Annotated in this window: 31 protein-coding genes; 22 read left to right on the top strand and 9 right to left on the bottom strand. The window is 43.4% G+C overall.

All coding sequences use genetic code 11. The features are described from left to right. The first annotated feature begins 2 nt into the window (after nt 1-2). From rpmC to rplQ, 20 genes are all read left to right on the top strand, one after another. The gene (gene rpmC / locus MJ770_RS12050) at nt 3-197 is read left to right on the top strand and encodes a 50S ribosomal protein L29 (protein ID WP_239254639.1); all 195 of its coding nucleotides are present in this window, start codon (nt 3-5) and stop codon (nt 195-197) included. Beyond that, entirely contained in the window at nt 194-457 is a 264-nt protein-coding gene (rpsQ, locus tag MJ770_RS12045) for a 30S ribosomal protein S17 (protein ID WP_239254637.1), read from the top strand. The genes rpmC and rpsQ overlap by 4 nt, the downstream gene beginning before the upstream one ends. Nucleotides 458-619: 162 nt before the next feature. Next, nucleotides 620-988 (top strand): 50S ribosomal protein L14, encoded by a 369-nt coding sequence (gene rplN, locus MJ770_RS12040; protein WP_239254627.1) that lies wholly within the window; start codon nt 620-622, stop codon nt 986-988. Between the two features lie 49 nt (nt 989-1,037). Then, entirely contained in the window at nt 1,038-1,352 is a 315-nt protein-coding gene (gene rplX / locus MJ770_RS12035; protein ID WP_239254623.1) for a 50S ribosomal protein L24, read from the top strand. Between the two features lie 12 nt (nt 1,353-1,364). Beyond that, complete coding sequence (rplE, locus tag MJ770_RS12030) at nt 1,365-1,904, top strand: 50S ribosomal protein L5 (RefSeq protein ID WP_239254602.1); 540 nt, start codon at nt 1,365-1,367, stop codon at nt 1,902-1,904. Between the two features lie 7 nt (nt 1,905-1,911). Then, nucleotides 1,912-2,217: a 30S ribosomal protein S14 gene (rpsN, locus tag MJ770_RS12025; protein WP_239254590.1), complete on the top strand. Its 306-nt coding sequence runs from the start codon at nt 1,912-1,914 to the stop codon at nt 2,215-2,217. A 10-nt stretch (nt 2,218-2,227) separates the two neighbouring features. Next, a complete protein-coding gene (rpsH, locus tag MJ770_RS12020; RefSeq protein ID WP_239254584.1) occupies nt 2,228-2,623 on the top strand; it encodes a 30S ribosomal protein S8 in 396 nt (131 codons plus the stop codon). 10 nt (nt 2,624-2,633) lie between these two features. Further along, on the top strand, nt 2,634-3,167 hold the full coding sequence (gene rplF, locus MJ770_RS12015) for a 50S ribosomal protein L6 (RefSeq protein ID WP_239254572.1): 534 nt from the start codon (nt 2,634-2,636) through the stop codon (nt 3,165-3,167). 12 nt (nt 3,168-3,179) lie between these two features. Continuing rightward, nucleotides 3,180-3,536, top strand: a complete 357-nt coding sequence (rplR, locus tag MJ770_RS12010) for a 50S ribosomal protein L18 (RefSeq protein ID WP_239254570.1) — start codon at nt 3,180-3,182, stop codon at nt 3,534-3,536. A 34-nt stretch (nt 3,537-3,570) separates the two neighbouring features. Next, a complete protein-coding gene (gene rpsE / locus MJ770_RS12005; protein WP_445083158.1) occupies nt 3,571-4,071 on the top strand; it encodes a 30S ribosomal protein S5 in 501 nt (166 codons plus the stop codon). A gap of 43 nt (nt 4,072-4,114) precedes the next feature. Further along, complete coding sequence (gene rpmD / locus MJ770_RS12000; protein ID WP_239254733.1) at nt 4,115-4,285, top strand: 50S ribosomal protein L30; 171 nt, start codon at nt 4,115-4,117, stop codon at nt 4,283-4,285. Continuing rightward, nucleotides 4,286-4,720 carry a 50S ribosomal protein L15 gene (rplO, locus tag MJ770_RS11995; RefSeq protein WP_239254559.1) on the top strand — a complete coding sequence of 145 codons (435 nt, stop codon included), beginning with the start codon at nt 4,286-4,288 and terminating at the stop codon, nt 4,718-4,720. Further along, entirely contained in the window at nt 4,720-6,051 is a 1,332-nt protein-coding gene (gene secY, locus MJ770_RS11990) for a preprotein translocase subunit SecY (RefSeq protein ID WP_239254557.1), read from the top strand. The genes rplO and secY overlap by 1 nt, the downstream gene beginning before the upstream one ends. Beyond that, nucleotides 6,051-6,269 (top strand): translation initiation factor IF-1, encoded by a 219-nt coding sequence (gene infA / locus MJ770_RS11985; protein ID WP_173054602.1) that lies wholly within the window; start codon nt 6,051-6,053, stop codon nt 6,267-6,269. Before secY ends, infA begins: the two co-directional genes overlap by 1 nt. 29 nt (nt 6,270-6,298) lie before the next feature. Further along, nucleotides 6,299-6,415 carry a 50S ribosomal protein L36 gene (gene rpmJ, locus MJ770_RS11980; protein ID WP_239254555.1) on the top strand — a complete coding sequence of 39 codons (117 nt, stop codon included), beginning with the start codon at nt 6,299-6,301 and terminating at the stop codon, nt 6,413-6,415. 70 nt (nt 6,416-6,485) lie between these two features. Further along, nucleotides 6,486-6,851 (top strand): 30S ribosomal protein S13, encoded by a 366-nt coding sequence (rpsM, locus tag MJ770_RS11975; protein ID WP_239254548.1) that lies wholly within the window; start codon nt 6,486-6,488, stop codon nt 6,849-6,851. A 19-nt stretch (nt 6,852-6,870) separates the two neighbouring features. Then, the gene (gene rpsK / locus MJ770_RS11970) at nt 6,871-7,260 is read left to right on the top strand and encodes a 30S ribosomal protein S11 (protein ID WP_239254538.1); all 390 of its coding nucleotides are present in this window, start codon (nt 6,871-6,873) and stop codon (nt 7,258-7,260) included. 15 nt (nt 7,261-7,275) lie between these two features. Beyond that, nucleotides 7,276-7,905, top strand: a complete 630-nt coding sequence (gene rpsD, locus MJ770_RS11965) for a 30S ribosomal protein S4 (RefSeq protein ID WP_239254528.1) — start codon at nt 7,276-7,278, stop codon at nt 7,903-7,905. 17 nt (nt 7,906-7,922) lie between these two features. Further along, complete coding sequence (locus MJ770_RS11960) at nt 7,923-8,894, top strand: DNA-directed RNA polymerase subunit alpha (protein ID WP_239254517.1); 972 nt, start codon at nt 7,923-7,925, stop codon at nt 8,892-8,894. 12 nt (nt 8,895-8,906) lie between these two features. Further along, entirely contained in the window at nt 8,907-9,299 is a 393-nt protein-coding gene (rplQ, locus tag MJ770_RS11955; protein ID WP_239254515.1) for a 50S ribosomal protein L17, read from the top strand. A gap of 1,369 nt (nt 9,300-10,668) precedes the next feature. Here the strand turns inward: rplQ and rfbC are convergent. The 5 genes from rfbC to MJ770_RS11930 all read right to left on the bottom strand — a co-directional run bounded on the left by rfbC (nt 10,669) and on the right by MJ770_RS11930 (nt 16,183). After that, nucleotides 10,669-11,217: a dTDP-4-dehydrorhamnose 3,5-epimerase gene (rfbC, locus tag MJ770_RS11950; protein WP_239254510.1), complete on the bottom strand. Its 549-nt coding sequence runs from the start codon at nt 11,215-11,217 to the stop codon at nt 10,669-10,671. Between the two features lie 6 nt (nt 11,218-11,223). Next, nucleotides 11,224-12,096: a glucose-1-phosphate thymidylyltransferase RfbA gene (rfbA, locus tag MJ770_RS11945; protein ID WP_239254508.1), complete on the bottom strand. Its 873-nt coding sequence runs from the start codon at nt 12,094-12,096 to the stop codon at nt 11,224-11,226. After that, entirely contained in the window at nt 12,093-13,160 is a 1,068-nt protein-coding gene (gene rfbB / locus MJ770_RS11940) for a dTDP-glucose 4,6-dehydratase (protein ID WP_239254498.1), read from the bottom strand. The genes rfbA and rfbB overlap by 4 nt, the downstream gene beginning before the upstream one ends. Next, nucleotides 13,157-14,557 carry a lipid IV(A) 3-deoxy-D-manno-octulosonic acid transferase gene (gene waaA, locus MJ770_RS11935; RefSeq protein ID WP_239254496.1) on the bottom strand — a complete coding sequence of 467 codons (1,401 nt, stop codon included), beginning with the start codon at nt 14,555-14,557 and terminating at the stop codon, nt 13,157-13,159. Before waaA ends, rfbB begins: the two co-directional genes overlap by 4 nt. Before the next feature lie 180 nt (nt 14,558-14,737). After that, nucleotides 14,738-16,183: a mannose-1-phosphate guanylyltransferase/mannose-6-phosphate isomerase gene (locus tag MJ770_RS11930; protein WP_239254494.1), complete on the bottom strand. Its 1,446-nt coding sequence runs from the start codon at nt 16,181-16,183 to the stop codon at nt 14,738-14,740. Nucleotides 16,184-16,735: 552 nt separating this feature from the next. On the opposite strand from MJ770_RS11930, the gene MJ770_RS11925 reads away from it, so the two are divergent. Next, the gene (locus MJ770_RS11925; RefSeq protein ID WP_239254492.1) at nt 16,736-18,058 is read left to right on the top strand and encodes a UDP-glucose dehydrogenase family protein; all 1,323 of its coding nucleotides are present in this window, start codon (nt 16,736-16,738) and stop codon (nt 18,056-18,058) included. Between the two features lie 177 nt (nt 18,059-18,235). On the opposite strand, the gene MJ770_RS11920 is transcribed toward MJ770_RS11925, so the two are convergent. From MJ770_RS11920 to MJ770_RS11905, 4 genes are all read right to left on the bottom strand, one after another. Further along, a complete protein-coding gene (locus MJ770_RS11920) occupies nt 18,236-19,060 on the bottom strand; it encodes a class I SAM-dependent methyltransferase (RefSeq protein ID WP_239254490.1) in 825 nt (274 codons plus the stop codon). 457 nt (nt 19,061-19,517) lie between these two features. Further along, nucleotides 19,518-21,056: a glycosyltransferase gene (locus MJ770_RS11915; protein WP_239254489.1), complete on the bottom strand. Its 1,539-nt coding sequence runs from the start codon at nt 21,054-21,056 to the stop codon at nt 19,518-19,520. Then, on the bottom strand, nt 21,014-21,991 hold the full coding sequence (locus MJ770_RS11910; RefSeq protein ID WP_239254487.1) for a class I SAM-dependent methyltransferase: 978 nt from the start codon (nt 21,989-21,991) through the stop codon (nt 21,014-21,016). The genes MJ770_RS11915 and MJ770_RS11910 overlap by 43 nt, the downstream gene beginning before the upstream one ends. Nucleotides 21,992-22,000: 9 nt before the next feature. Beyond that, nucleotides 22,001-23,257 (bottom strand): lipid II flippase MurJ, encoded by a 1,257-nt coding sequence (locus tag MJ770_RS11905; protein WP_239254485.1) that lies wholly within the window; start codon nt 23,255-23,257, stop codon nt 22,001-22,003. Between the two features lie 1,888 nt (nt 23,258-25,145). Between MJ770_RS11905 and MJ770_RS11900 the strand changes: the two genes are divergently transcribed. Then, nucleotides 25,146-26,078 (top strand): glycosyltransferase family 2 protein, encoded by a 933-nt coding sequence (locus MJ770_RS11900; protein WP_239254483.1) that lies wholly within the window; start codon nt 25,146-25,148, stop codon nt 26,076-26,078. Nucleotides 26,079-26,130 lie beyond the last annotated feature (52 nt).

Genomic DNA, 26,130 nt, shown 5'->3' with positions numbered 1-26,130 from the left:
TAATGAAGGTGAATGAATTAAGAATGAAATCCATAACAGATCTAGATCTGGAATTGCTGTCCCTAACCAAAGCGCAATTCGGCTTGCGAATGCAGGTTGCAACTCAGCAGTTGAATAATAATAGTCTACTTCTCAAAGTTCGTCGTGACATTGCTCGCGTGAAAACTATATTGACTGAAAAAGGTGCTCAACAATGAGTGCAACTAAATTAAAGCGTACGCTGATTGGCATTGTTGTAAGTGATAAGATGGATAAAACTATTACCGTGCTCGTAGAACGAAAAATTAAACACGCTCTGTTGGGTAAGGTACTACGTGTATCAAAAAAATACCATGCACATGACGAGAACAATGAATATCATCAGGGTGATTTGGTTTCCATAGAAGAGTGCCGTCCTTTGGCTAAGACAAAAAGTTGGCGTGTGACAAAGCTGGCTGAAAAATCTCAAGCTGCCTAGTCTTCTGTAAACAATAGTTTTTGCATTTAGTGCTTGCAATAATTGATAATCACACGCATACTGTCAGGCTTCGTATCCCCGCTGCTCTGATTTGCGGCTACCTAACCCTTACGGGTCCCAAGACTGGCCGCCATTGTGTCGGATAAAGTTGGAGTATAAATAATGATTCAAATGCAATCTGTTTTGAGCGTGGCTGACAATACTGGCGCTCGCTCCGTTATGTGCATAAAGGTATTGGGTGGATCCAAGCGCCGATATGCCGCAATTGGGGATGTAATTAAGATTAGTGTAAAAGATGCTGCGCCGCGTTCACGAGTAAAAAAAGGTGAAGTTTACAGTGCTGTCGTAGTTCGTACTGCGAAGGGCGTTCGTCGTCCAGACGGGTCTTTGATAAAATTTGACGGAAATGCAGCGGTTTTGCTAAATGCAAAGCTCGAGCCAATCGGCACTAGAATTTTCGGGCCGGTTACACGTGAATTAAGAACTGAGCGGTTTATGAAAATCGTGTCCCTAGCCCCTGAAGTGCTTTAAGGTCAGAGGGTGTTGTAAGGTACGATGTAATGCATCCTAAGGAAGAGTCATGCGCAAGATAAAAAAGAATGATGATGTGATTGTCATTGCTGGTAAAGACAAAGGGAGTCGCGGTAATGTGCTGCGTGTTCTTGATGACCGTGTGCTGGTTAGTGGCGTTAACATGGTTAAAAAGCATCAGAAGCCTAATCCTGTAAAGGGCATGTCTGGTGGCATTGTTCCTATGGAAATGTCGATACACGCCTCCAATGTCGCAATTTATAATTCGACTTCAAAAAAGGCTGATCGTGTAGGTGTGAAAACGTTGGAAGATGGTCGCAAAATGCGCGTCTTTAAATCTAGTGGCGAAGTGATTGACGCGTAAGGGAGGAATGGCATGGCTCGTCTATATGATTTTTACAAAGGTACGGTAGCGCCGGATCTTATGAAGCAATTTAGTTACAAATCCGTAATGGAGGTTCCTCGCATTGAAAAAATCACACTTAACATGGGTGTGGGTGAGGCTGTGGCAGATAAAAAGGTCATGGATCATGCTGTTGGTGATATGCAGAAGATTAGTGGTCAAAAGCCAGTTGTTACCAAATCTAAAAAATCAATCGCAGGCTTTAAAATCCGTGAAGATTATCCTGTTGGCTGTAAGGTGACTTTGCGTAAGTCACGCATGTATGAATTTCTAGATCGATTGGTAACAGTTGCTATACCACGGATACGTGATTTTCGTGGAATGTCTGGTAAGGCGTTTGATGGCCGTGGAAATTACAATATGGGTGTCAAGGAGCAAATAATCTTTCCCGAGATTGAGTATGACAAAATTGATGCGTTACGTGGCATGAATATAACAATTACTACTAGTGCGAAAACCGATGATGAAGCGCGTGCGCTCCTGTTGGCTTTCAAATTTCCATTGAAGAATTGAGGGTAAAATGGCTAAAGCTGCTGTCATTAATCGTGAAAAAAAGCGTCGCGATATTGTAAAGAAATATTCCGATAAACGCTCTGACTTACTGGCGATAATCGCAAATGCAAAATTAAGTGATGAAGATAGGCATATAGCCCGGCTGAAGTTGCAGGCGCTCCCTCGAAATTCGAGTCCTGTACGTTTGCGAAACCGTTGTTCGTTAACTGGTCGTCCACGTGGAGTATTTAGCAAGTTCGGTCTGGGTCGTATTAAGTTACGCGAATTTATAATGCGTGGTGAGGTACCTGGCGTAATTAAGGCAAGCTGGTAGAGGTGAATTTATGAGCATGAGTGATCCGATTTCTGACATGTTGACGCGAATAAGAAATGCGCAAATGGCGGATAAAATTAATGTAAAAATGCCTTCTTCTAAATTAAAGGTGGCGATTGCCAGGGTGCTGCAGGATGAGGGTTATGTAGATGAATATAATGTTTCTAGTGAAGGCAGTAAGCCTACGCTCGAAATTGGGCTGAAATACTATGCAGGTCGTCCTGTAATCGAAAAAATTCAGCGCGTTAGTCGTCCTGGATTGCGTATGTACAAAGGCTGCGATGATATACCAAAGGTTATGAATGGCTTGGGTATTGCTATTGTTTCTACCTCAAAAGGGTTGATGACTGACCGCAAAGCACGCGCTAACGGTATCGGTGGCGAAGTTTTGTGCATAGTCGCGTAACGAGGTAATTATGTCTAGAGTCGCTAAAAATCCAATTGTATTGCCTGCTGGTGTCGAAGTGACGCTTGGTTTAAATGAAGTTTCTGTTAAGGGTCCGTTGGGGACAATGAAACAAGTGCTGTGTCATGAAGTTCTTGTGACGCAGGAGGGTCAAGAGTTGCTATGCAAGGCTACTAATGAGTCTGCAAAAGCAGTCGCTATGTCCGGAACAATACGAGCGCTTATTGCTAATAATGTTCTGGGAGTGTCCAAGGGCTTCGAACGCAAATTATCATTGGTCGGAGTCGGGTATCGGGCGCAGGCTTCTGGTGATACTCTTAATTTGTCTCTTGGTTTTTCTCATCCTGTGGCCTATAAAGTGCCTGATGGTGTGGCGGTTTCAACGCCGACTCAAACAGAAGTTGTATTGAAGAGCTCAAGTAAGCAACAAGTCGGACAAGTCGCCGCTGAAATTCGTGCATTCCGCAGACCTGAGCCTTACAAAGGTAAAGGAGTTAGGTATGCTGAAGAGGTGGTGAAGTTGAAAGAAACTAAGAAAAAATAATTGAGGCGGATTATGTTTATCAAGAATGATGCGCGTCAGCGCAGGGCACGTAAAACTCGAGCAAGAATTGCTGATCAGAAATCTGTTAGATTATCGATTCGACGTAGTAATTTGCATATTTATGCTCAAGTAATTTCTGCTTGTGGAGGTAAAATATTAGTGAGTGCTTCTACGTTAGAGGTTGAAGTCCGTAAGGAGTTTTCGAATGGAGGTAATATAGCTGCTGCCATTCTTGTGGGTAAGCGTATCGCTGAAAGAGCTAAGGGTGCTGGTATTGCCGAAGTGGCTTTTGATCGGTCTGGTTATAAATATCATGGCCGCGTAAAAGCGCTTGCAGCTTCGGCACGTGAGCATGGCTTGAAGTTTTAACTTGAGGTGAATGATGGCTAAAGCACAGGGAAGAATGCAGCAATCTGAAGATCGTGGTGATGGTCTTATTGAGAAGATGATTTCAATTAATCGTGTGACTAAGGTTGTGAAGGGCGGACGCATCATGGGGTTTGCTGCGCTAACCGTAGTGGGCGATGGTGACGGTCGCATTGGTATGGGTAAGGGTAAGTCAAAAGAAGTGCCGGTCGCTGTGCAAAAATCGATGGAAGAAGCACGTAAGAAAATGGTTAATGTTAATTTAAACAAAGGTACGTTACATCATACTGTGATTGGGCGACACGGCGCTGCTAAGGTATACATGCAACCAGCATCGGAAGGTACGGGAATTATAGCGGGTGGCGCAATGCGTGCTGTGTTTGAGGCCGTGGGCGTGCATAACGTATTGGCAAAATGCATTGGCTCTAGTAATCCATATAATGTTGTACGTGCAACTCTGAATGGATTGCAGTCTGTTAATTCTCCATCTGAAATTGCTGCTAAACGTGGAATTAGCATAGAAGATCTTCAGGGGTAAGGAAATGTCACAGTCTATACTAGAAAAAAAAGCAATTAATGGGATGGTTAGCGTAAAGCTAGTCAAAAGCGTGATCGGAACCAAATCATCTCATCGTGCGTGTGTACGTGGGTTAGGTTTGCGACGGCTGAATCATACGGTCTTGGTCGAAGATACGCCGGCTGTACGTGGAATGATTAATAAGGTTTATTACTTGGTTAAATGCGAGGCATAAATGCAACTAAATAAAATTAAACCTGCTGTAGGCTCCGCGCATGCTAGACGTCGCGTTGGTCGTGGTATAGGTTGCGGTCTGGGTAAAACTTGCGGTCGTGGTCATAAAGGTCAAAAGTCTCGGTCTGGTGGTTTTCACAAAGTTGGTTTCGAAGGTGGTCAAATGCCGCTACAACGCCGGTTACCGAAGCGTGGTTTTGTATCCTTGACACGGTTTAACTGTGCTCAAGTGCGTTTGTCTGACTTGGAAAAAATAGCGGTAGATAATATTGATTTACTGGCATTGAAGCAGGCTGGAATTGTTCCTGCTACAGCACTTGTCGCCAAGGTGGTGTTGTCAGGCGAGATCAAGCGTTCAGTTAAACTACAGGGATTGTTACTTAGCAAAGGTGCGCTTGCTGCAGTACAAGCTGCTGGCGGTAGCATCACAGATTAATGGTTGGTTCAGTGGATGCGGTTGCTAAAAGTCGTTCCAAAAACGGAAAATTTGGCGATCTAGGACGTCGTTTATGGTTTTTGTTGGGAGCATTAGTTGTTTACCGTATAGGTGCGCATATTCCTGTTCCGGGTATAGATCCAGTTGTATTGGCCGATTTATTTGATTCTCAAAAAAGCGGCATACTCGGCATGTTTAACATGTTCTCTGGCGGTGCGCTTTCACGCTTTACGATACTTGCTCTTGGCATTATGCCATATATATCTGCATCAATTATCATGCAGCTGGCCACTCATGCGGTCCCGCATCTAGAGCAGCTGAAGAAAGAGGGTGAGTCTGGTCGACGTAAGATTACTCAGTACACTCGCTATGGCACGTTGATGTTAGCTTTGTTTCAGGCCTTCGGAATGTCTGTGGCACTTCAGTCTCAAGCAGGTCTAGTGTTACATCCTGGTATGATGTTTCAGATGACTACGGTTATTACTTTAGTGTCGGGCACAATGTTTTTAATGTGGTTGGGTGAGCAAATTACTGAACGCGGCTTAGGGAATGGTATCTCTCTGATTATTTTTGCTGGGATTGCTGCTGGATTACCTACAGCAATTGGTAGTACCCTTGAGTTGGCCCGTACCGGTGCTTTCTCTATACCATTAGTTTTATTGTTGTTTTTTGGTGCAATTGGTATAACAGCGTTAGTGGTTTTTGTTGAACGAGGCCAGCGAAAAATTCTTGTTAATTACGCTAAGCGTCAAGTAGGTAATAAAGTTTACGGGGGTCAAAGCTCACATTTACCATTGAAGGTTAATATGGCTGGCGTTATTCCACCGATTTTTGCTTCAAGTATAATTTTATTTCCAGCTACTTTAGCTGGCTGGTCTGCTAGCGGACAAGGGTTTACTTGGCTGAAGGATGTCAGTGATATGCTGTCACCCGGTCAGCCGATATATGTAATTCTTTATGCTACTGCTATAATTTTCTTCTGTTTCTTTTATACGGCATTGGTCTTTAATCCAAAAGAAACGGCAGAGAATCTGAAAAAGAGTGGCGCATTTTTACCCGGAATTCGTCCAGGTGATTTTACTGCCCGTTATATTGAAAGTATTATGCTACGCTTGACTTTAGTGGGCGCTGTGTATGTAACTTTGGTTTGCCTTTTGCCAGAGTTTCTTGTTGTAAAGTGGAATGTTCCATTCTACTTCGGTGGTACATCGTTGTTAATTATGGTTGTGGTGACCATGGATTTTATGGCACAAGTTCAATCATATTTGATGACGCATCAGTATGAAAACTTGTTAAAGAAAGCAAACTTTAAAGGTGGGTTGATTCGCTGATGGCCAAAGAAGATGCAATGCAAATGCAGGGAGAGGTTGTAGAATCTCTTCCTAATGCAACATTTCGAGTTAAACTAGAAAATGGCCATATTGTATTAGGTCATATCTCCGGTAAAATGCGTATGCACTATATCCGTATTTTGCCCGGGGATAAAGTTACGGTTGAACTGACGCCTTATGACTTGACCAAAGGGCGCATTACGTTCCGCGCCAAGTAGTTGTAGTGTTTAGTGCTGAGGAGAAAGAAATGAAAGTTCAAGCATCAGTAAAAAAAGTTTGTCGTAATTGTAAAATAATACGGCGTAAAGGGGTTGTGCGCGTGATTTGTAGTAGTGATGCACGCCACAAGCAACGCCAGGGCTAATTGAGGGTGAGGTAAGTCTCTCTCTCAAATGGTAATTTTTAATGCCTTTTTTAAACGATAGGGTAGTTGCATGGCTCGTATTGCAGGGGTAAATATTCCAAATCACCAACATACTGTTATCGCTTTGACTGCGATCTATGGTGTCGGTAACACTCGGGCGCGTAAAATTTGCGCAACTGTCGGAGTTAATGCTGCCACCAAGATTAAAGATCTCGCAGACGCAGAAATGGATAAATTACGCGATGAAGTCGCAAAATTTACTGTGGAAGGTGATTTGCGTCGAGAAATCTCGATGAATATAAAGAGGTTGATGGACTTGGGCTGCTATCGCGGGTTACGTCATCGCCGTGGTTTACCAGTGCGTGGTCAGCGTACACGCACTAATGCACGTACTCGCAAGGGTCCGCGCAAGTCTGTTGCCGGCGCCAAGAAGTAATTTTCGAGAGGATTTGAGCATGGCTAAAACAAAAACGCGAGTTCGCAAGAAAGTAAAGAAGAACGTAGCTGAGGGCATTGCCCACGTTCATGCTTCGTTTAATAATACTATTGTGACAATTACAGACCGTCAAGGGAATGCCTTGGCTTGGTCTACTAGTGGTAGCAATGGCTTTAAAGGCTCGCGTAAGAGTACCCCATTTGCAGCGCAAATTGCTGGTGAGACAGCCAGTAAATCAGCCCAAGAATGTGGTGTAAAGAATCTTGAGGTTCGCATTAAAGGCCCCGGTCCTGGTCGTGAATCAGCTGTGCGTGCTTTGAACGCGGCTGGCTTTAAAATTACCAGTATTTCTGATATTACCCCAGTTCCGCACAATGGCTGCCGCCCGCCAAAAAAGCGTCGTATCTAATCTTAGGAGTTAGCCTTGGCTAGAAATCTTGATCCAAAGTGCCGTCAGTGCCGCCGTGAAGGCGAGAAACTGTTTCTGAAAGGTGAAAAATGTTTCACCGACAAATGTGGAGTTGAACGCCGTGCGTATCCGCCAGGTCAGCATGGCCAAAAGAAAAATTCTCGTCGATCTGATTATGGCGGCCAGTTACGAGAGAAACAAAAAGTACGTCGCATTTATGGCATTCTCGAACATCAGTTCCGATTGACCTATCGTACTGCTGATATGCAGCGTGGAATTACTGGTGAAAATCTGTTGCAGTTGCTGGAATCACGCCTAGATAATGTGTCGTACCGTATGGGTTTCGGTGCATCACGTTCTGAATCGCGTCAACTGGTTCGTCACAATGGAATTTTGGTGAATGGTAAGCGTGTCAACATTCCGTCTTATCAAGTACGTTCTGGCGATGTGGTCGAGATAGCAGAACACGCTAAGAGGCAGTTGCGCGTAAAATCCGCATTACAAGCAGCAGAACAACGCGGTTTTTCTGAATGGGTTGATGTAGATGCTAAGGCTATGAAAGGTACATATAAGTCTAAGCCTCAACGTTCGGAGTTGCCTGCCTCGATAAACGAGCATCTTATTGTCGAGTTGTATTCCAAGTAATTAATGCGGAGTTGTTTATGCATAACAATGATTTTCTGAAACCTCGCATTATCGAAGTTCAAAGAGTTTCCAACAATCAAGCTAAAATAGTGATGGAGCCCTTTGAACGTGGTTATGGGCATACGCTTGGCAATGCTTTACGACGCATACTATTGTCATCCATGCCGGGCTATGCTCCTACTGAAGTAAATATTGCGAGTGTTCTACATGAATACTCTTCTATAGATGGTGTACAGGAAGATGTAGTAGAAATTTTACTGAACCTTAAGGGAGTCGTGCTTAAGCTTCATAATTCTAATGTATCGTCGTTATCTCTTAAAAAAGAAGGCGTTGGTGTTGTGACGGCTGGTGATATTATTGTCGATTCAGACACGGAAGTTGTTAACCCATCTCACGTTATCGCTCACCTGACTGCAGGCGGTAAGTTAGACATGGAAATTAAGGTTGAGCAAGGCCGAGGTTACGTTTCTGCAATTGCTCGCCAGCTTCCAGTTGAAAATCGGCCAGTTGGACAGATCGCTCTTGATGCGTCTTTCAGTCCAGTTAACCGTGTTAGCTATTCTGTTGAGAGCGCACGTGTTGAACAGCGTACTGATTTAGATAAGCTGATAATGGAAATTGAAACTAATGGAGCTATTGATCCTGAAGAGGCTATTCGTTATGCAGCTCGTATATTAGTTGAGCAGTTTTCAGTATTTGCTGCGCTGGAAGGCACTCCTGCGCCCATGGAAAAACCACAGACTCCTAAGGTCGACCCGATGTTGCTACGTCCAGTCGATGATTTAGAATTGACTCCTCGTTCTTCCAATTGTCTTAAAGCACAAAGTATTCACTATGTTGGAGATTTAATTCAAAACACTGAAAATGATCTACTTCGTACTCCTAACTTGGGACGTAAATCTTTGAACGAAATCAAACAGGTACTGGCTGAGCATGGTCTGTCGCTGGGAATGAAATTAGAAAATTGGCCAGTGACTATTGAGAAGTAAGAAAGGATTATTATGCGTCACCGTTTAGGACTAAGAAAACTTAATCGCACCAGCAGTCATCGATTGGCAATGCTTCGCAACATGATAACTTCTTTGCTGCGTTATGAGGTTATAAAGACTACGCTGCCTAAGGCAAAGGAATTGCGTCGTGTTGCTGAACCTATATTGACTCTGGGTAAGAAACCTACATTAGCTAACCGACGTTTGGCCTTCTCTCGGTTACGTGATCGAGAAATGGTTACCAAACTGTTCGACGAATTTGGACCACGTTACGCAACTCGAAATGGTGGCTATTCTCGTATTTTGAAATTTGGCTTTCGTAAGGGAGATAATGCACCAATGGCTTTGGTAGAGCTGTTAGATCGTCCTCCTGAAACTGAACTGATTGAAACTGATACAAAGTAATATGCAGTGTTATATTTTCACATTGTTTTCTTTTAATTATATTTGATTCCATTAATTTTTTATGAATAAGTTAACTCAGTAAATAATATCAAGTATTGTTTGTCTTTGTGGATAATTGATACAACTGAACTTTCTTAAGTCATTTATATCTCAATATTTTAAAAAAAACCGGATTAGTCCGGTTTTTTTTATACTAAATTTAAATATGTAATCCAGTTCAATTTAATTTACGTGAATATGAGCCAATGATTTGTACACGGACTGCCAATTTTACTTCCCACGCACAGTCCATGCACAGTAATTGGATCGACAGTTTTCCTTGGTAATGATACTAGTACACATACTTGTCCGCTTTTATCAATGCTTCCAATTTTTATGGTACGCAAATTCTTTACCATCGTAGAATGTATGGCCAGGAATCAATCCCTGTGTAGCGACAATAGGCTTGTTGTCACTACCGTAACCCTTGCAACATGTATGCTGCGTATAAATAATCCCCCAATACATAACGCGAGTTGTGTATTGGTTCAGCCGGTGTTACAAATCTGCCTTTGAGTTTCTTTCAGATCACAGTGTCACTTTCCCAATCACCCATATATGTTTTTCCGCAACAAGGCCCGTTCGCTCATTAAGGCTGATACGATTTTGATCGTGCCACGTCGCTCTTGTCCATTTGACTGACGTTTCGTAGCGGTTTGTGTCTGCTCAAATGTTGGTGCTGCTATCCACTATCTCGTTTGCCCGTATAAATGAGTTTGTAGATTATCTCATGGCTAATCTGCACTCCGTTATTCAACTCAAGCCGATTTCTAGCCTGTTCTGAGCTGGGGTCTACCTGAATTAACCGCGCAACTTCTACCATTCATACGTTGAGAAGCACTTGCTATTCGTGCAAGCTTGTGGCGCTCATCTTGAAACAATGGTGCCTGCTTTGGTCTCAAGCCATTCATGTCTTTTTTACGCATAAACTCACGAAATTGTGCCCTTGATTACGCAGAATTTTTATCAATCTAAATTTGGTTCAAACCAGCTTGCTGCAACCCGTAAATCTTGTACCGTACCTAGTTGGTGAGCGGTTTATATTGCGTCAGTAGTGCTACTTGACTTGGTCGTTTAAGCGATTCTGATATTAACGTGGCTCATCTGCTAAATTTTTATTAATGCTGTGCATCAGACTTAGAGCTGACGATTAATAACGCATTGTTGGATTGGTAATTGAAACAGCTCTCAGTGTCAAATGGCACAAACATCGATCTGAAATAGACATCTTTTAATGCGGTTGGGCACTGAGCTGATTTTTGTTGATGGTTTAAAGAATAATTAAGCCTTCATAAATGAAACCACTGTTATTAAGATGCCCGAGAAAATATCATGGAAATAATTCCGCTTTGGAAAAAAGTGTACCCTCTCGATCTTTTGTAGACAAAATAGGAGTGTTCTGGTTAAGATGCCAATCAATTGCCAAGTCGGGATCGTTCCATAAAATAGATCGCTCATATTCAGGAGCCCAATAATCTGTTGTTTTATACAGAAATTCAGCATATTCACTAAGTACGACGAATCCATGGGCAAACCCTTCCGGCACCCATAACATCCGTTTGTTTTCGGCAGAAAGAATAACACCCGCCCATAAACCAAAGGTAGGTGATGATTTACGAATATCCACCGCAACGTCGAATACCTCTCCTGCTACCACACGAACTAACTTACCCTGTGGTTGTTTGATTTGATAATGTAGTCCACGAAGAACTTGTTGAGCTGATCGAGAGTGGTTATCCTGTACGAAGTTGACTGATAGACCTGTGAGATTTTCAAAGGCTTTTTGATTGAAACTCTCGAAAAAAAATCCACGCGCATCCCCGAACACTTTGGGTTCTATAATTAAAAGATCGGCTATCGTAGTTGGTATGACTTGCATATTTTTTTAAACTTTCTCTTTAATAATATCAAGTAGATACTGACCATACCCATTTTTAGCCAATGGCTCAGCCAACTGTTCCATTTGCTCCGTCGTGATATATCCTCGACGATATGCAACCTCTTCAGGACAGGCAATCTTCAAACCTTGACGTTTTTCTAGTGTTTGAATAAACAACGAAGCCTCCAGCAACGAATCATGCGTACCAGTATCCAGCCACGCGTAGCCTCGGCCCATTACCTGTACATCAAGCTTTTTGTTATCAAGGTAAATCTGGTTGACGGCTGTAATTTCCAATTCACCACGTGCTGATGGCTTAACGGATTTGGCAATCTCAACAACGGTAGTATCGTAAAAATAAAGACCAGTTACGGCATAATTGGATTTGGGTCTTGCTGGCTTTTCTTCCAGGCTTATTGCGCGACCTTTAGCATCAAATTCAACTACTCCATATCGTTCCGGGTCGTTTACATGGTAGGCAAATACGGTGCCACCCTCTAACCTGCTTCTAGCGGCTGAAAGTTTTTTTTCAAAGTCATGGCCGTGAAAAATGTTATCCCCCAACACCAATGAACAGGAGTCATTTCCGATAAAAGACTCGCCAATAATAAATGCTTGAGCAAGCCCATCCGGTGAAGGCTGCATTGCAAAAGAAAAATTCATCCCCCACTGTGAGCCATCACCTAGCAGCTGTTCGAAACGTGGTATATCCTGCGGAGTGGAGATGATCAGAACATCCTGAATACCGGCCAACATAAGCGTGGTCAACGGATAGTAAATCATCGGTTTATCATAAACAGGCAACAATTGCTTGGAAATGGATCGAGTAGCTGGGTAAAGTCGAGTGCCTGATCCACCGGCGAGTATGATGCCTTTCATGATGCCCCCCTGTCACTGTAATTTTGTTGGATCCAATTCTTGTATTCTCCACTAATTACAGCATCAACCCAATCGGGATTTGTCAGATACCAATTGACTGTTTTACGCAATCCAGTTTCAAAAGTTTCCAGCGGTTTCCAGCCTAGCTCATGGGCGACTTTGCCGGCATCTATCGCGTAACGATGGTCATGTCCGGGCCTGTCTGGTACGTAGGTGATAAGAGATGCATACGGTGCATCTTGAGGGCGTAGCTCATCAAGAATGGTGCAAATTGCATGAACTACTTCCAGGTTGGATTTTTCATTCCATCCACCGATATTGTAGGTTTCTCCCACCCGGCCTCGCTCAAGTACCAGACGTAAGGCACGCGCATGATCGTCCACATACAACCAGTCGCGGATGTTGTCGCCCTTGCCATAAATGGGTAGCGGCTTACCATTGCATGCATTCAGAATGATTAACGGAATTAGCTTCTCTGGGAAATGATAAGGCCCGTAATTATTGGAACAGTTGGTGGTGACTACGGGCAAACCGAAGGTATGATACCAAGCACGCACCAGATGATCTGAAGACGCTTTGCTTGCCGAGTACGGTGAGTTTGGCTGATAAGCGGTATTCTCGGTAAAAAAACCAGCCTCACCGAGGCTACCATATACTTCATCTGTGGAAATATGGTGGAAACGAAAAGTGTTTTTGCGTTCCGTAGAAAGCTCATTCCAGTATTTCCGTGCTGCTTGCAGGAGGGTGTAAGTACCAATAATATTGGTTTCAATAAAGGCTGCTGGGCCAGTGATAGATCGATCGACATGAGATTCCGCAGCTAAATGCATCACCGCATCCGGCTGATGTTTATGAAATAGATTTGCGACTGTAGCAGTATCACAAATATCCACATGCTCGAAGCAGTAGCGTGGATTGTCTGCCACCGATATCAGAGACTGTAAATTGCCAGCATAAGTCAGCTTATCGACGTTGATAACCGTAACATCGGTTTCCGCGATCAGTTGGCGAATAACTGCGGAACCAATAAATCCGGCACCGCCGGTAACAAGGATTGTACTCATGGCTTCGAGGATTGATATGTTGTTTTATTTTGCATGATTTTACTGGAGTGGCTATCAAGAAAATAGGTTATATGACGTAGCGCTTGCTCTGTAGCGCCACTATGAGTTCGGACAAAATGTAGTCCAGCGTGCCCAATTTTTATCAGTTGATCGGGATGGGCAAGTAAGTTTTGTAAGCTTTGCGCTAAGTCAGCTGAATTCTGTATGCGCAGGGCTGCACCACATTCGACAGCAAGCTGGCTGGCTTGCGCGAAATTGTACGTGTGTGGGCCGACAAACACAGGCTTTCCTACTGAACAAGCCTCAATGAGATTTTGCCCTCCAAATGGCAGCAAACTGCCGCCAATGAAGGCAAGGTCGCAGGCAGCATAATAAGCAAACATCTCGCCCATACTATCACCCAATACCACTTGGGTGTCTGGCGCAATCAGGCAGTTTTCACTTCTGCGCTGAAATCGAATGCCTTGTTGGGTGAGCACATCTGCTACATCGTCGAAGCGTTGCGGGTGGCGTGGCACAATTACGGTTAGCAGATGAGGTATATTTACTTGTTTAAGCATTGATATCAATAGTACCTCTTCTCCGACACGTGTGCTGGCTAACAGAAAAACTTTCCTGTTTTTGCCAAATTGAGTGCGCAATTGTTCACCCAGTTTCAGCATCGCCGATGAGGGTTGAATATCAAATTTCAGATTGCCCATAACAGATACATTGTTTGCGCCTAATTCAATCATGCGTGCAGCATCGACTTCGCTTTGCGCAGAAATAGCACTCAATTCGTTCAAACCCAGTCGTGTCAAATTCGGATAGCGTGCATAACGTGCAGCAGACTTTTCGGATAACCGCGCATTAAGCAGCAGCAAGGGTGTTTGCATAATGCAACAGCTATGGATCAGGTTAAACCAGATTTCAGTTTCCATCAAGATTCCGATGCGCGGGCGAAAGTGTTGCAAGAAACGTTTGACAGCAAATGGGTAGTCGTAAGGCAAATAAACCCGCATGACATCACTGCCGTATAACTGTTCACTCGCTGCACGACCGGTCGGAGTGGTGTGTGTAAGCAGCAGCTGATAATGGGGGTAGTTTTCTCGCAAACGCTGCACCAAGCTGACTGCTGCGTGCGTTTCTCCAACTGAAACAGTATGCAGCCAGATCAACGGCCTATCACTGCGAGCAGTGTAGCACCCGAAACGTTCGTCAATATGTTGCAGGTACTCACGTTGTTTGTATGCACGCCAGAGCAGATGGAAAAATATATATGGCAATAAAAGCCACAGCAAGAAAGTATAAATCCGACGAGGGTTAAACATAACTAAGCGAATATCATACTTCCAGAGTTGATTTGGCAGGCCAGTAAGATGTGCGGGTGATTCATCAAAAATGAGGTTGCTACGCAACGGTTTTCATGGATCTTTACGCACCGACTTTAGTCTGGCTCTTTCGTGTCATGTGATAATCTCGCGCAACACTTTTTTCTATGCAGTCTTCTAAAGACAAGCGAGAATATTTAACCAAATGAAATTTGCTGTTATAAATTTCATTGCGACCTTCAATTAGTTAATAAAGCTGGATGGGGATTAGCTACGTTTATAATCGTCGTCAAATCGCACAATATCGTCTTCGCCGAGATAAGAGCCAGACTGGATTTCAATCAAATAAAGCGATCCCGTGCCAATATTTTCCAGACGGTGCTTCATGCCAATAGGAATATAAGTGGACTGGTTCTCTTGTAGAAGCAGGGTATCCTCGCCACGAGTCACTTTGGCATAACCGGAAACCACAACCCAATGCTCGGCACGATGATGGTGCTTTTGCAAAGATAATTTTGCACCGGGTTTTACCATAATGCGCTTGGCCTGGAATCGGTCGCCTATATCGATGCCTTCATAATAGCCCCAAGGGCGATAGACACGACGGTGAATTAGATGCTCAGTGCGTTCTGCCTGCTTAAGATATTCAACAGTATGTTTTACGTCCTGGGCAAAGTCTTTATGCATCACTAATACGGCATCAGCAGTTTCCACAATGACCAAATCTCGCACCCCGATAGTTGCCACCATACGACTTTCGGCGCGAACATATGTTTGAGTGGTTTCAGCAGTATAAACATCGCCACGCAAAGCATTGCCTTGCTCGTCTTGTGGGCTGACATTGTAAAGTGATGCCCATGAACCGATATCGCTCCAGCCGATGTCCACTGTAACCATAGCTGCTAACTGAGTGTGTTCCATCACTGCATAATCGATAGAATCCGATGGGCAGGTGGCAAAGGCCTTTTCATCCAGTCGACAAAAATCCAGATCATTAGTGCTATGTTGCCATGCTTGTTGTGCGGCTTGATAAATATCTGGGCGGTAGCGTTGCAACTCAGTCAGGTAGACGGATGCCTTGAACACGAACATGCCGCTGTTCCAAAAAAATCTTCCTGAATCTACAAATTGTTTAGCCGTATCCAAATCTGGTTTTTCCACAAAACGTGCTACTTCAAAACTGTGTTCACCGGGTACCAATATTGCACCGCGTTCAATGTAGCCGAATCCTATAGCAGGTTCATTGGGTGTGATACCAAAGGTCACCAACTTATCTTGTTGTGCCAACGCGAAAGCTGATTGAATAGCCATATGAAAGCCCGAAATATCTTTTATAAGATGATCTGCAGGCAGCACCAACAAAATTGACTGAGCATCCTTAGCTTGTGCGGCGAGTGCGGCAATAGCCACTGCAGGCGCAGTATTGCGACCAAATGGTTCAAGTACCTGCAATAAAGGATTGATGTTAATGGCGCGTAATTGTTCGGCTACGAGGAAGCGATGATCGTTGTTACAGATGACCAATGGCGCAGCTATGCTGGGAAAGTCTTTAAGGCGCGCCAACGTTTCCTGAAATAATGTGTGGTCGGAAACTAGCGGCAAAAACTGCTTGGGTAATGCCGCACGAGATAATGGCCACAAACGGGTTCCAGAGCCTCCTGACAAAATAACGGGATAGAGCATAGCGACTTTCAAAAGGTTGATGATAAACATATCTCGAGGTAAGTGGCTTGAATTATAATCCGTAATCCAATATTCATGGAGTAGGAATCTGGCGTACTGTAATCTTTATGAAATTGCTAAATGTAATGAAGCAGCACCTTTTTTACTGAGGTAAGGGTAATGTCGTGCATGGTATCAAGGGTCACGCCTGTTGGTTTCGTTCTACAGTACGATCACTGTGTGAATGCCGCAGTCCAAGGGATGAATATTGATGTGACTTAAGTGTGTTGGGATTGCTAAAGCGTTAAAAACCACACTACTAGCGTAGCCTGTATTACATTTAGGCCATTTATGCAAAGTGTTATGATAAAATTTTAACAATAAAACCAATAAGATAATGGTGTTATTGAATTCCAATCCTCTACACAATACGACGTTATTCGAAAAAACTATTGCTCACCTATCAATTATGTATGCCACGCTCAATTTTTTTACTTGCGCCTTGCTAGAAACTTGAATTATTAAAGGCGTCCATAAACCTACAGCTGTTTCAGAAGGCCATAGAAAATGCTACATAGGCTTTATGAATATTGGAGATAACGCTTGAAAGTCACAATTGTAGGGACCGGCTATGTAGGTCTAGTTGGTGGCGCATGCCTCGCAGAGGTTGGCAACCATGTTCTCTGTCTCGATTTCGACCCAGCAAAAATATGCATTTTGGAAAATGGGGATATCCCCATCCACGAGCCTGGTTTGATCGACATTGTGCGCCGCAACGTCGCTGCTGGCCGCCTCGGTTTTACCACAGACATAGACCGCGCCGTTGCTCATGCCCGCATCCAGTTCATCGCCGTCGGTACCCCCCCTGATGAAGATGGCTCTGCCGACCTGCAATATGTCCTGGCAGCAGCCATTAACATCGGCAGTCGTATGAACGAAGACAAAATACTCGCTATCAAAAGTACGGTTCCTGTTGGCACTGCCCAAAAGGTCAACGCAGTCATTTCAGCAGAGTTACAAAAGCGTGACATGAAGCTTAGTTATAGCGTTGTCGCCAATCCAGAGTTTCTTAAAGAAGGCGCGGCGATCGAAGATTTTCTGCGCCCGGATCGCATCGTCATCGGTAGCGATGATGCACATGCCATACAGCAAATGCAGGAATTATATGCCCCATTTAATCTTAGCCGTGACCGTATCATTGTAATGGATGTCAAAAGTGCAGAACTTACTAAGTACGCTGCCAACGCCATGCTTGCTACCCGCATTAGTTTCATGAACGAATTGGCCAATCTCGCAGAACAATTCGGTGCCGATATTGAAATGGTAAGACTAGGCATTGGTTCCGACACCCGCATCGGCAAGCATTTTCTTTACTCGGGTTGCGGCTATGGGGGATCCTGTTTCCCCAAGGATGTAAAAGCACTCATCAAAATTGCCAATGACGACGCTGGTATCACCCTTAAGATCCTGAATGCCGTAGAAGCAGTCAACGATGCACAAAAAAAAATCCTCACCAACAAAATAAAAGCCAAATTCGGTACTGACCTCATTGGAAAAAACTTTGCCATTTGGGGCCTCGCTTTCAAGCCCAACACCGATGACATGCGCGACGCGCCGAGTCGTAAGCTGATTTCAGACTTATTAGAGGCAGGTGCCACCGTTACTGCTTACGACCCAGCAGCCATGCCGGAATCACAACGAATATTTGGCAACAATCCCGGCATTTCTTATGCAGAAAATCCACTCGCAGCCTGTAAAGATGCGGATGCATTGGTTATCGTTACTGAGTGGAAAGAATTCCGTAATCCGGATTTCGCAATAATCAAAGCTATGCTCAAATATCCACTAATCTTCGATGGCCGCAGCATGTATGAATCGGCTGAATTAAGTGCACACGGACTGGAGTATTATCCCATTGGCCGTTAACAGGGATTAATTTTAAAAATGAAGTCTTAATATATAAAAAACTGCGCTCGTACGGAGAATTTAAAGGAGGCTGGGAAGGTTTTTCGAAACTTCTTCTCCTTTCCCTGAGACAGACCAAGGCCACTTTGATGTTTCTCTGGTTTGAAACCTATAAAATAGTTTTGCATAAAATAACCATCAAGTTCGTTCAGCGAACAAGAGCACTCTGTGACCGTTACGCTCGTCGCGCTTTTCGATTATTTCGACCTGATCAAAACCGGTTGCTTTTAAGCAGGAAATAATATCATCCAAAAGCAACCATTTAGAATGATCGTACATCCCGGAAAATGCTTCTTTCGTTCCATGCTCCATATAGTGCATATAGGCATACTCTTTGCCATTTACAAAGTATGATTTTGTTGCCTCGCCTGCCACGCAGTAATGAGTGTCAAGCATAATGCCCTTTTTGATGTATCTACCTAAATTCAGCAGGTGCTCTACCGGATTTTTCAAGTGGTACAACACGCCTACATGGTGAGCCAAATCAGCTTGAAGTAACGAGGTGTCTGTAGGGATCAACTCAATGTCATACTTAAACACTGTCGGTATGTAGCCGTACATTGCGCACCTCACATTTGTTTTGACAATGTGATCAATTCTGGCATCTATCGCCGTGACCTTTGTAGCGTATCCACACAGGCCGATGGTATGTACTCCTTCAAAACATCCAATATCAAGTACATGCTTGTCGGAAAGATTAAATCGATTATTCATCATCACGATGCGTCGATCAGGGATGATTTCAGGTGTATTACGCTTGTTTCCCCAAGCAATCATTCCCAGCCGTCTGCCATAACTATCAACAGTAAAACAATTCCAGTCCAGCATATTGTTAAGCTGAATCAGGTCTTCATCCTCTAGCATATCTATGTACTTAACCGCCATGGTGGATGGCACATATCCCTTAAGCGGAAGTTTCCGGTTTAGTATTTTTTTTTGTAATTTACGTATGAAACTGAACAAGGTATTTCTCCAGACACTTGTATTTTTATGGGCAGTCATGGTTCCATGTCACTGGACAATTTTATTGTGATTCGCATTTGAGCTAATTCCGATTAGTAGTGCTTCCACTTTGGTGTTCTTTGTTCCAGTGAGCAAATTCTTTGCAATATAAATTTTCCAAGCACGTGCATCCGCGTACACGCACATTGGACGATCAAAATAGCTATCGCTCATTCATAAACATCTGCATTTTCAGGGCGGCCCACCGAGTGTTTTGTCTGTCGCTGAAAATCGAGTACATTCTTTCGTTGTAGACAGACAAATGCGCGAGGCTTTGATACTTGTTCATTTATGAAGCTCCTTCGTCTTTTGGTCAAGATCCAGAGCTCACTCTGACCGCCGGACCGATTGAGCCTTGGTAAGCCTTGGCAGGCAGAGCTGCGGATTTGCCTCAGTGAATTGGGGTGCACAAGATTAATCAACTGCGATCAAAATACGCATGCACCCGTTTGCGTAAAGCAGTTAACCCTGTTCTACAAGATATCTGCCGTAATATCGCTTTAAGAAAGGCACCCGTATTTAACCAAGCGTTGGCTCCATGCTCATGGATAGACGTAAAAGCTGCCTTGTATTCCTTATCTAACTGTTTCGCACAGCCCGGTAACAAAAATGAGTCTTCGATTCGATGCTCCACCTGGTACCATAGCGACGGTCGAACATACCCACGATCCACATGCTCTTGCACAAACTCATGCGAGATAAATCCGTTATCCATTGCCTCAAATAAATCTCTGAACCAGAGATATCCCAGAGGATTATGGATACTTATCCATGGTTGGGTACTCATATCCGTGTAATGCAACAAGGCTGTTTCATTTTCCTTGTATCGTTCAAGACAGTTCCAGGAAGGATCTACTACCGCTTTGATATTGTTGGCGACTGACATGTCATGCATTAACCGTTCGTAGGTCAATTCGTCTGAATCGAGCCTACGCACAATCTCCTCAATTTTCCAATCCAGGTGTGCACAATTTAACAGCATTACACTAAATTGAGGCCGACGCCCGCTCTCCGAAGGCTCACGGACAGCAAGCACCTGCGCATCATGAAAAGGCAAGTTCCATAGTTCCTTAATGTCTTTAAAAACCTGCATATCTGAATCCAGATAAATTGCACGGCCTTGATACTCAGCCATCTCTGGAATAATGAATCTTTGAAAAGAGAATGGCGTGCGCGGCCAATTCTTCCTGTCTTTGGGTTGTGGGATGTCTACCCCCCCCAAATGCATTGGAAAAACTTCAACGGTCATGCTTGAATGTTTACGTATGGAATATTCTAATACCTTAACGGCGAGCATCTGTTCTTCGGTCGTCGCTACGTAAACCCGAATTGGACTTGGCACGTCCAGCGGAGCCAAATCAATACCCGTCGTCATAATTGTTTTCGCCATCTGACCAAATTGCCTGTTAAATGATTTTCGGCCATTAGCCAGCAATGTCGTACCATTTAAGTGGGAGAAACTATGTCCGTAGCTGTTGCCGCCATCGATACCTAAGGTGCGAATACAGCGCACACCACACGCTGCCAGTAAGTTGATCGCAGCTTCTGAGCTAAAATATTGGACTTCAATTAAGGGGCTGTTCCCGAACGTACGTGTCGGCAAATGGTTATAGTAGAGAAGACGGCCTTGGTCGCGCATATATGCAAGAAATGCATTACCCTCGGTCAGTTCGGATAAATCCTGAAGACCTGCACCATTATTAACATGCGGCACCCAAGGCATAACCAACACCTGTGCATTTTTATCGATTGAGTCTTTGCACGCATCAATCACATCCAGATCCAGGATATGCGCTGCCGTAACTCGGACTTCATCAATTACATGGTTTAGCGATATCGAATCAAAGTCACTAAGGTTGTACTGAGAAAGTTTTTCGAAGCTCGGCCCCTTTCCCAAGACAAGCCAGGGCAGCCCTAGTGTTTCTTGCGCTTTAAACCAGTCAAAAAAACTCTGCATCTATTTTCCAATATTAATGAAACTATCCTGTTACGTCGTAAACGCACCTTTAGAAGATAAAGCGGTATCAGTTTATTTATCCACTGCATGCGTTTCCATGCAACTAGCTCAGTTTCCATGCTTTGTTGCAATATGTGTAATTTTGTCGTGCGCTTCTCGGCTAAGCACCACACTGAAACTGGATGATGTGGTGGAGCATGCTCTGCTATGGTCTTAACGCTAAAACCAGCTTTATCAATTGCAGCAGTGAGGGTTTGCCGCGAAAAATGAAAATTGTGCGCAATATGTAAATCTCGGGGCGATGAATATCCAAAAACATTTGGTACGTCCACAAATAAGAGACCATTAGATGATAGCAACCCTCTCAATTGCTCCAAGAATAAAACTGGATCATTAACATGCTCCAAAACGTGGTTCACTACAATGAGATGAAAACTGTCTTCTCTTGCAGATATAAGTTCATCAATATTTTGGTATGTTGTGCATCCAGTCATCTCTCGTGAATAAGCTGCATAGCTTTCGGATGGTTCTACGCCGAAAAATATTAGACCCTCACCACAATGTGTTTTTAGGTTAGAGAACAATGTTCCTTCAGCACATCCAACATCAAGTACGCGCATGCCAGCAACTAGGTCAACATTAGACGCAATAAGCTTTGCTGTGTAAGCAAGACGTTCATCTTTGTGGTAGCAGATAATGTAATCAACATGTGGAGCATTTACTGCTTGATAGTACTGGCGATAGCATTCCCGATAAAAATGTGACATTGACTGAGATGTAAGCCTGGGGCGCGTTTGAACTAGCCCACATCGTAGGCAACCAGTAGTTTTAATCCCCATGTCGTAACGATCATTGCTAGCAAGCTGGCGAAATTGAGTGCCACCACAAATCGGACATGCTGGAAAAATCTTGTCTTGATTTTGGTAATTAAACATTTAATAGATTTATTTAACTTTGAGTTGTTGAAATAGATAAATCAGGAAAATCATATTAGTCATTAGATAAATAGTGGTTGAAATCGCCAAGCCAGCTATACCAAAGACACTAAATGCAATTATTTTGACAGGGATGTAAATGGTGTAGTTTGTAACTGCCATATATATAACTGTCTTTGTATTTCCAATTGCATAGAAAGCTGAGGTTGCAATCTGCCCGACAGTTGCGCCAAAGAACATGCCACTAAGCCAAAGCATGATCCACCATAATTTTTCCACATCGTTATATTTGGTATTTCCATACCCAATCAAAATAGAGAGCATCTCCTGCCCGAATATCCACAGTATCAGCAAGCCAGCGAAGCTGATCACACATACCTGTAATAGCTTACGGTAATATAGACGCCTAAAGTTTATAACGTCCCCTGCTTTATGAAATACACTCAACGCGGGAACCAATGGTGTAGCAATCGCCTTGTTGAGAATTTGGCTGATGGCACCATATATTTGCTGCGCCAAATAATACAAAGATAAGCTACCGCTTTGAGCAGTGGAGAGCAGAAAACGATCGACCAAAGTGTCCGTCTTGTAATAGGCAGTTCCTAACAGCAGAGGTTTAATACGCTGCCAAGCTTGCTGGATGGTCGCGCTTTTTAGATCTGGTAGCGTCGGCAATCCCATACCGGGGGCGAGCAAAATGGTTTGCATTCCCATGCGTAAAGTAGCAATCCATGCTGCAGCAATTACACCAAAACGGGGGAGCGCCCACACCAATAGCAAAAAGGCAGTAATGCTAACCAATATTGGAGTGAACTCAACCAACAGAAACCGATGCCGTGCATGATAAGCGGCCAATTGCACACCGTTTACAGCTGTGAAGACCATGCCGATCAACTGAATACGGGTAAGATCGACAGTCAGGCTCCGCCCCGCTAGATCGAAACCGGGAACGGTGAGTGGCACCCACCATGGTGCCGCTGCGTATAGCAGTAGTGCAATCAATCCGAACAGGCCTCCGATTAGCACTAGAAATCCCCAGGCATTTTGCCGAAGACTGTCTTCGTCCTCACCAGCAAGAAGCGGTACCAGCACATGCATGAGAGATCCACTAATGACCGCCAACACAAGCTGGGGGACAGTCATGCCGGCAAATAGTGCGTCAGTTTCCACCCCCGGCCCCAATTTGACAAAGACATACCATTGGAAAAGTAACGAAATGCCAATATTAACCGCCGAGAGGAAGCCTAATTGAATCGTTAACTTCATGCCGTTTCGGCTAAAGCACAAAGGCTACTATCGATAAGGGGAATCACTCGTGTCTGGCTGTTCAGTTGGTGCAAGGTTTCTGGAGCAAAATAGCCAAGGCTCATAATTTTTGTCCAAGGATTAACTAAGGAAACTAATAAATCACTAAAGTGCCGCACTTAATGTGTGGGCATGCTGACGTGCCGTGCATGTGAAATACCGACGATAAACGTGTCGCGCATTTTTACGGGGCGCCCGTGCACACGGCAGTCGAATGCAAGCTGTGCGCATTGGTAGCTGCATTAGGCTCGAGCGGCAGCATGCGGTTTTGCAGATCATTTTGCAAGAGTTGTTCAAAGTGTTCGTTCAGAATGTTTTGCGATGTTCCGATGCCAACAACGCCATGCCATAAAGGGCTTCAAACAGAGTGTCGGTGTTGACCAAAGCGAACTCAATTGCTGATCGGGCTGCTGCATCAGTTCCGACAGGACATTGGGATCCAGAATGAACATGCATCCCGATTTTATGGTTTTGTATGCACTTCAGGCAGAGGCTTAGTTAGATTCGCGCGGTTTAGCGCGAGCTGAACTTTGGCCGCTGTACTTTTTTACTGACGGTGTAGGCGCGGACTTTGATGGGCTTCTTCTCCAATGTTCCAGTCATTAAGGTTGGTGCACTGCTTTAGTCCGGTCTTCATGTGGAATTCGATATTGCGAACGATAACTTGCGCCATAAGGCACCTCTAGAATTGAGAATGAACTTGCAATGAAATAGAAGGATAAGAAATTTAACAGCACATTTCGAAGTATCCATGACCATCTAACTTCGGTCAACGCCAATTTTATTGTTTAACTCCAACAGAAAACCAAATGCTGCGTCATCTAAGCAGGCATATGGAAAATTTCTCCAGGACGCGCTGATAACTACCGTCGCACCTATCAGAACGCATAAACCCGATAGGTAAGAGTGACTGAAATATTGCACTTTGTCACAAAAATGGGAGAGAAAAACAGATGCGTTACCGATGTCCGGTACTGCAAGATTGTTGGCCCAGAGTTGAATGAGGTTAATGTAGGCAGCTTTTCAATCACGGTATCGAAATTGCATAGATGTGCCCAAGAGATTGACTGCCTACTCCATTAATATTGGTTTTTACCAGAGCAATTTATGTAGAGAATAAAGGGTGCCTCTAAAAGTTAATATTCTCAGCAAGGTGGGGCAAGGAACGAAAAAATTTTAAATGTTCTATATGTTTGATATATATATATAATATATAGTTTATGCCAGTGCTGTATTGTGACTAAGCGAGATAAACGGGCAAGCCGCAAAAAGGCTGCTCGTAAAATTGCGATTTTTAGAGGTGCCCAAAATTGTCACGATATTCAGTGCATCTACGAAGGGAAATGTATTGTTACAATATTGCTAAGTGTCAGAGCGAAATATTCCGTTTGTTGGCGTGGATAATTCAGAAAAATATGAATACTACACATTAAGCACATGGGTCCTCATCATTCCAGAGGCAGATTTATTATCTCAGATGCAGAATTACCAGAACTGTTGCTATGAAATTTTAAAGAATTCTTCCTGGAAAACGATATACATGTATCAGGATAGACTTAGTGTTTCTACTTTCAAATATTTTGGCTGTTAATCGATAAGTGTACCTATGATATCTTGAGGTTAAATGTGGCAATGTAATAATTAAATCATTAGGACACAATAAATCCTTATTACAATATCCAGATGTATGTATTGCCAGAATATTTAAACAATTTGACGCCGGCTCAAGTCAAGCATGACGGTTTCCAGAGGTTTCATACAGCAAAAAAAAATATAGAAGATACCCGGACACATCTATATGGAATATATCCGTGAATGTAGCAGATAGATTTATCAAGGGTGGAGCTAAATGATGACGCCAAGGGTATCCAAGTCGAACAAAGTCACAGTACTGCTTTCTACATATAATGGAAGCAAGTTCCTTCAGCAACAGCTAAATTCGTTGTATGAACAAACCTATCCCAATATTAGAATTTTGGTGAGGGACGACGGATCATCAGACTCGACAAGAAGCATTTTAGAAAAAGAGCAATTAAGTGGCCGTATAGACATATTAAGAGGGCATGAAAATCTGGGTCCCGCCTTAAGTTTTTTTAAGTTGCTGCGTAATGCTGCGTTAACTGAAACAGAATATGTTGCTTTTTGTGATCAAGATGATGTTTGGTATCCTCATAAAATAGAACATGCAGTTTCAGCCTTGTTAGTAGTCGCTCATAACCGTCCTGCATTATTTTGCTCCAGGCTAGAAATTGTTGATGAACAGTTAAAGCATATTGGATTTACCAATACACCAAGAAAAGTAGGTTTTGGCAATGCTTTAGTTGAAAATGTTGCTACCGGTTGTACGATGGTACTCAATCGGGAAGCAATGGAATTGGTTTGTAAACACCTTCCAAATAAAGTGTTGATGCATGATTGGTGGTGTTATTTAGTTTTATCTTGCTTTGGCGAAATAATTTTTGATAGTAACGCCAATATAAAATACCGACAGCACGGTAATAACACTATTGGTGCAACCGTGAGTATGTTTGATGAATTAAAAAGGAAGCTACACCGATTTATGTACAGTGAAAGAGGGTTGCTTTGGTTGCAGGCGACTGTTTTTTTAAATGTTTTTGAAAATGGCATTCCTTTATCTCAAAGACTAATTCTCAATAAATTCATCGCAGCAAAATCATCATCGTGGTGTCGGGTACAGTTAATTTTTTCCAAAGAAATATGGCGACAAAAATGGTTTGATAATTTAATTTTGCAATTCATAATGTTTATCAATCGAATCTAGGGCACCTCTAAAAACCATAGCTTTCAAACTTTCCGGCCCAAACTTTATGAAC

Origin of the sequence: Candidatus Nitrotoga sp. M5 (assembly GCF_927904885.1) — a bacterium.
GTDB lineage: Bacteria > Pseudomonadota > Gammaproteobacteria > Burkholderiales > Gallionellaceae > Nitrotoga.
Note: the sequence above shows the minus strand (reverse complement) of the source record. Positions and strands in the feature narration are given on the sequence as shown.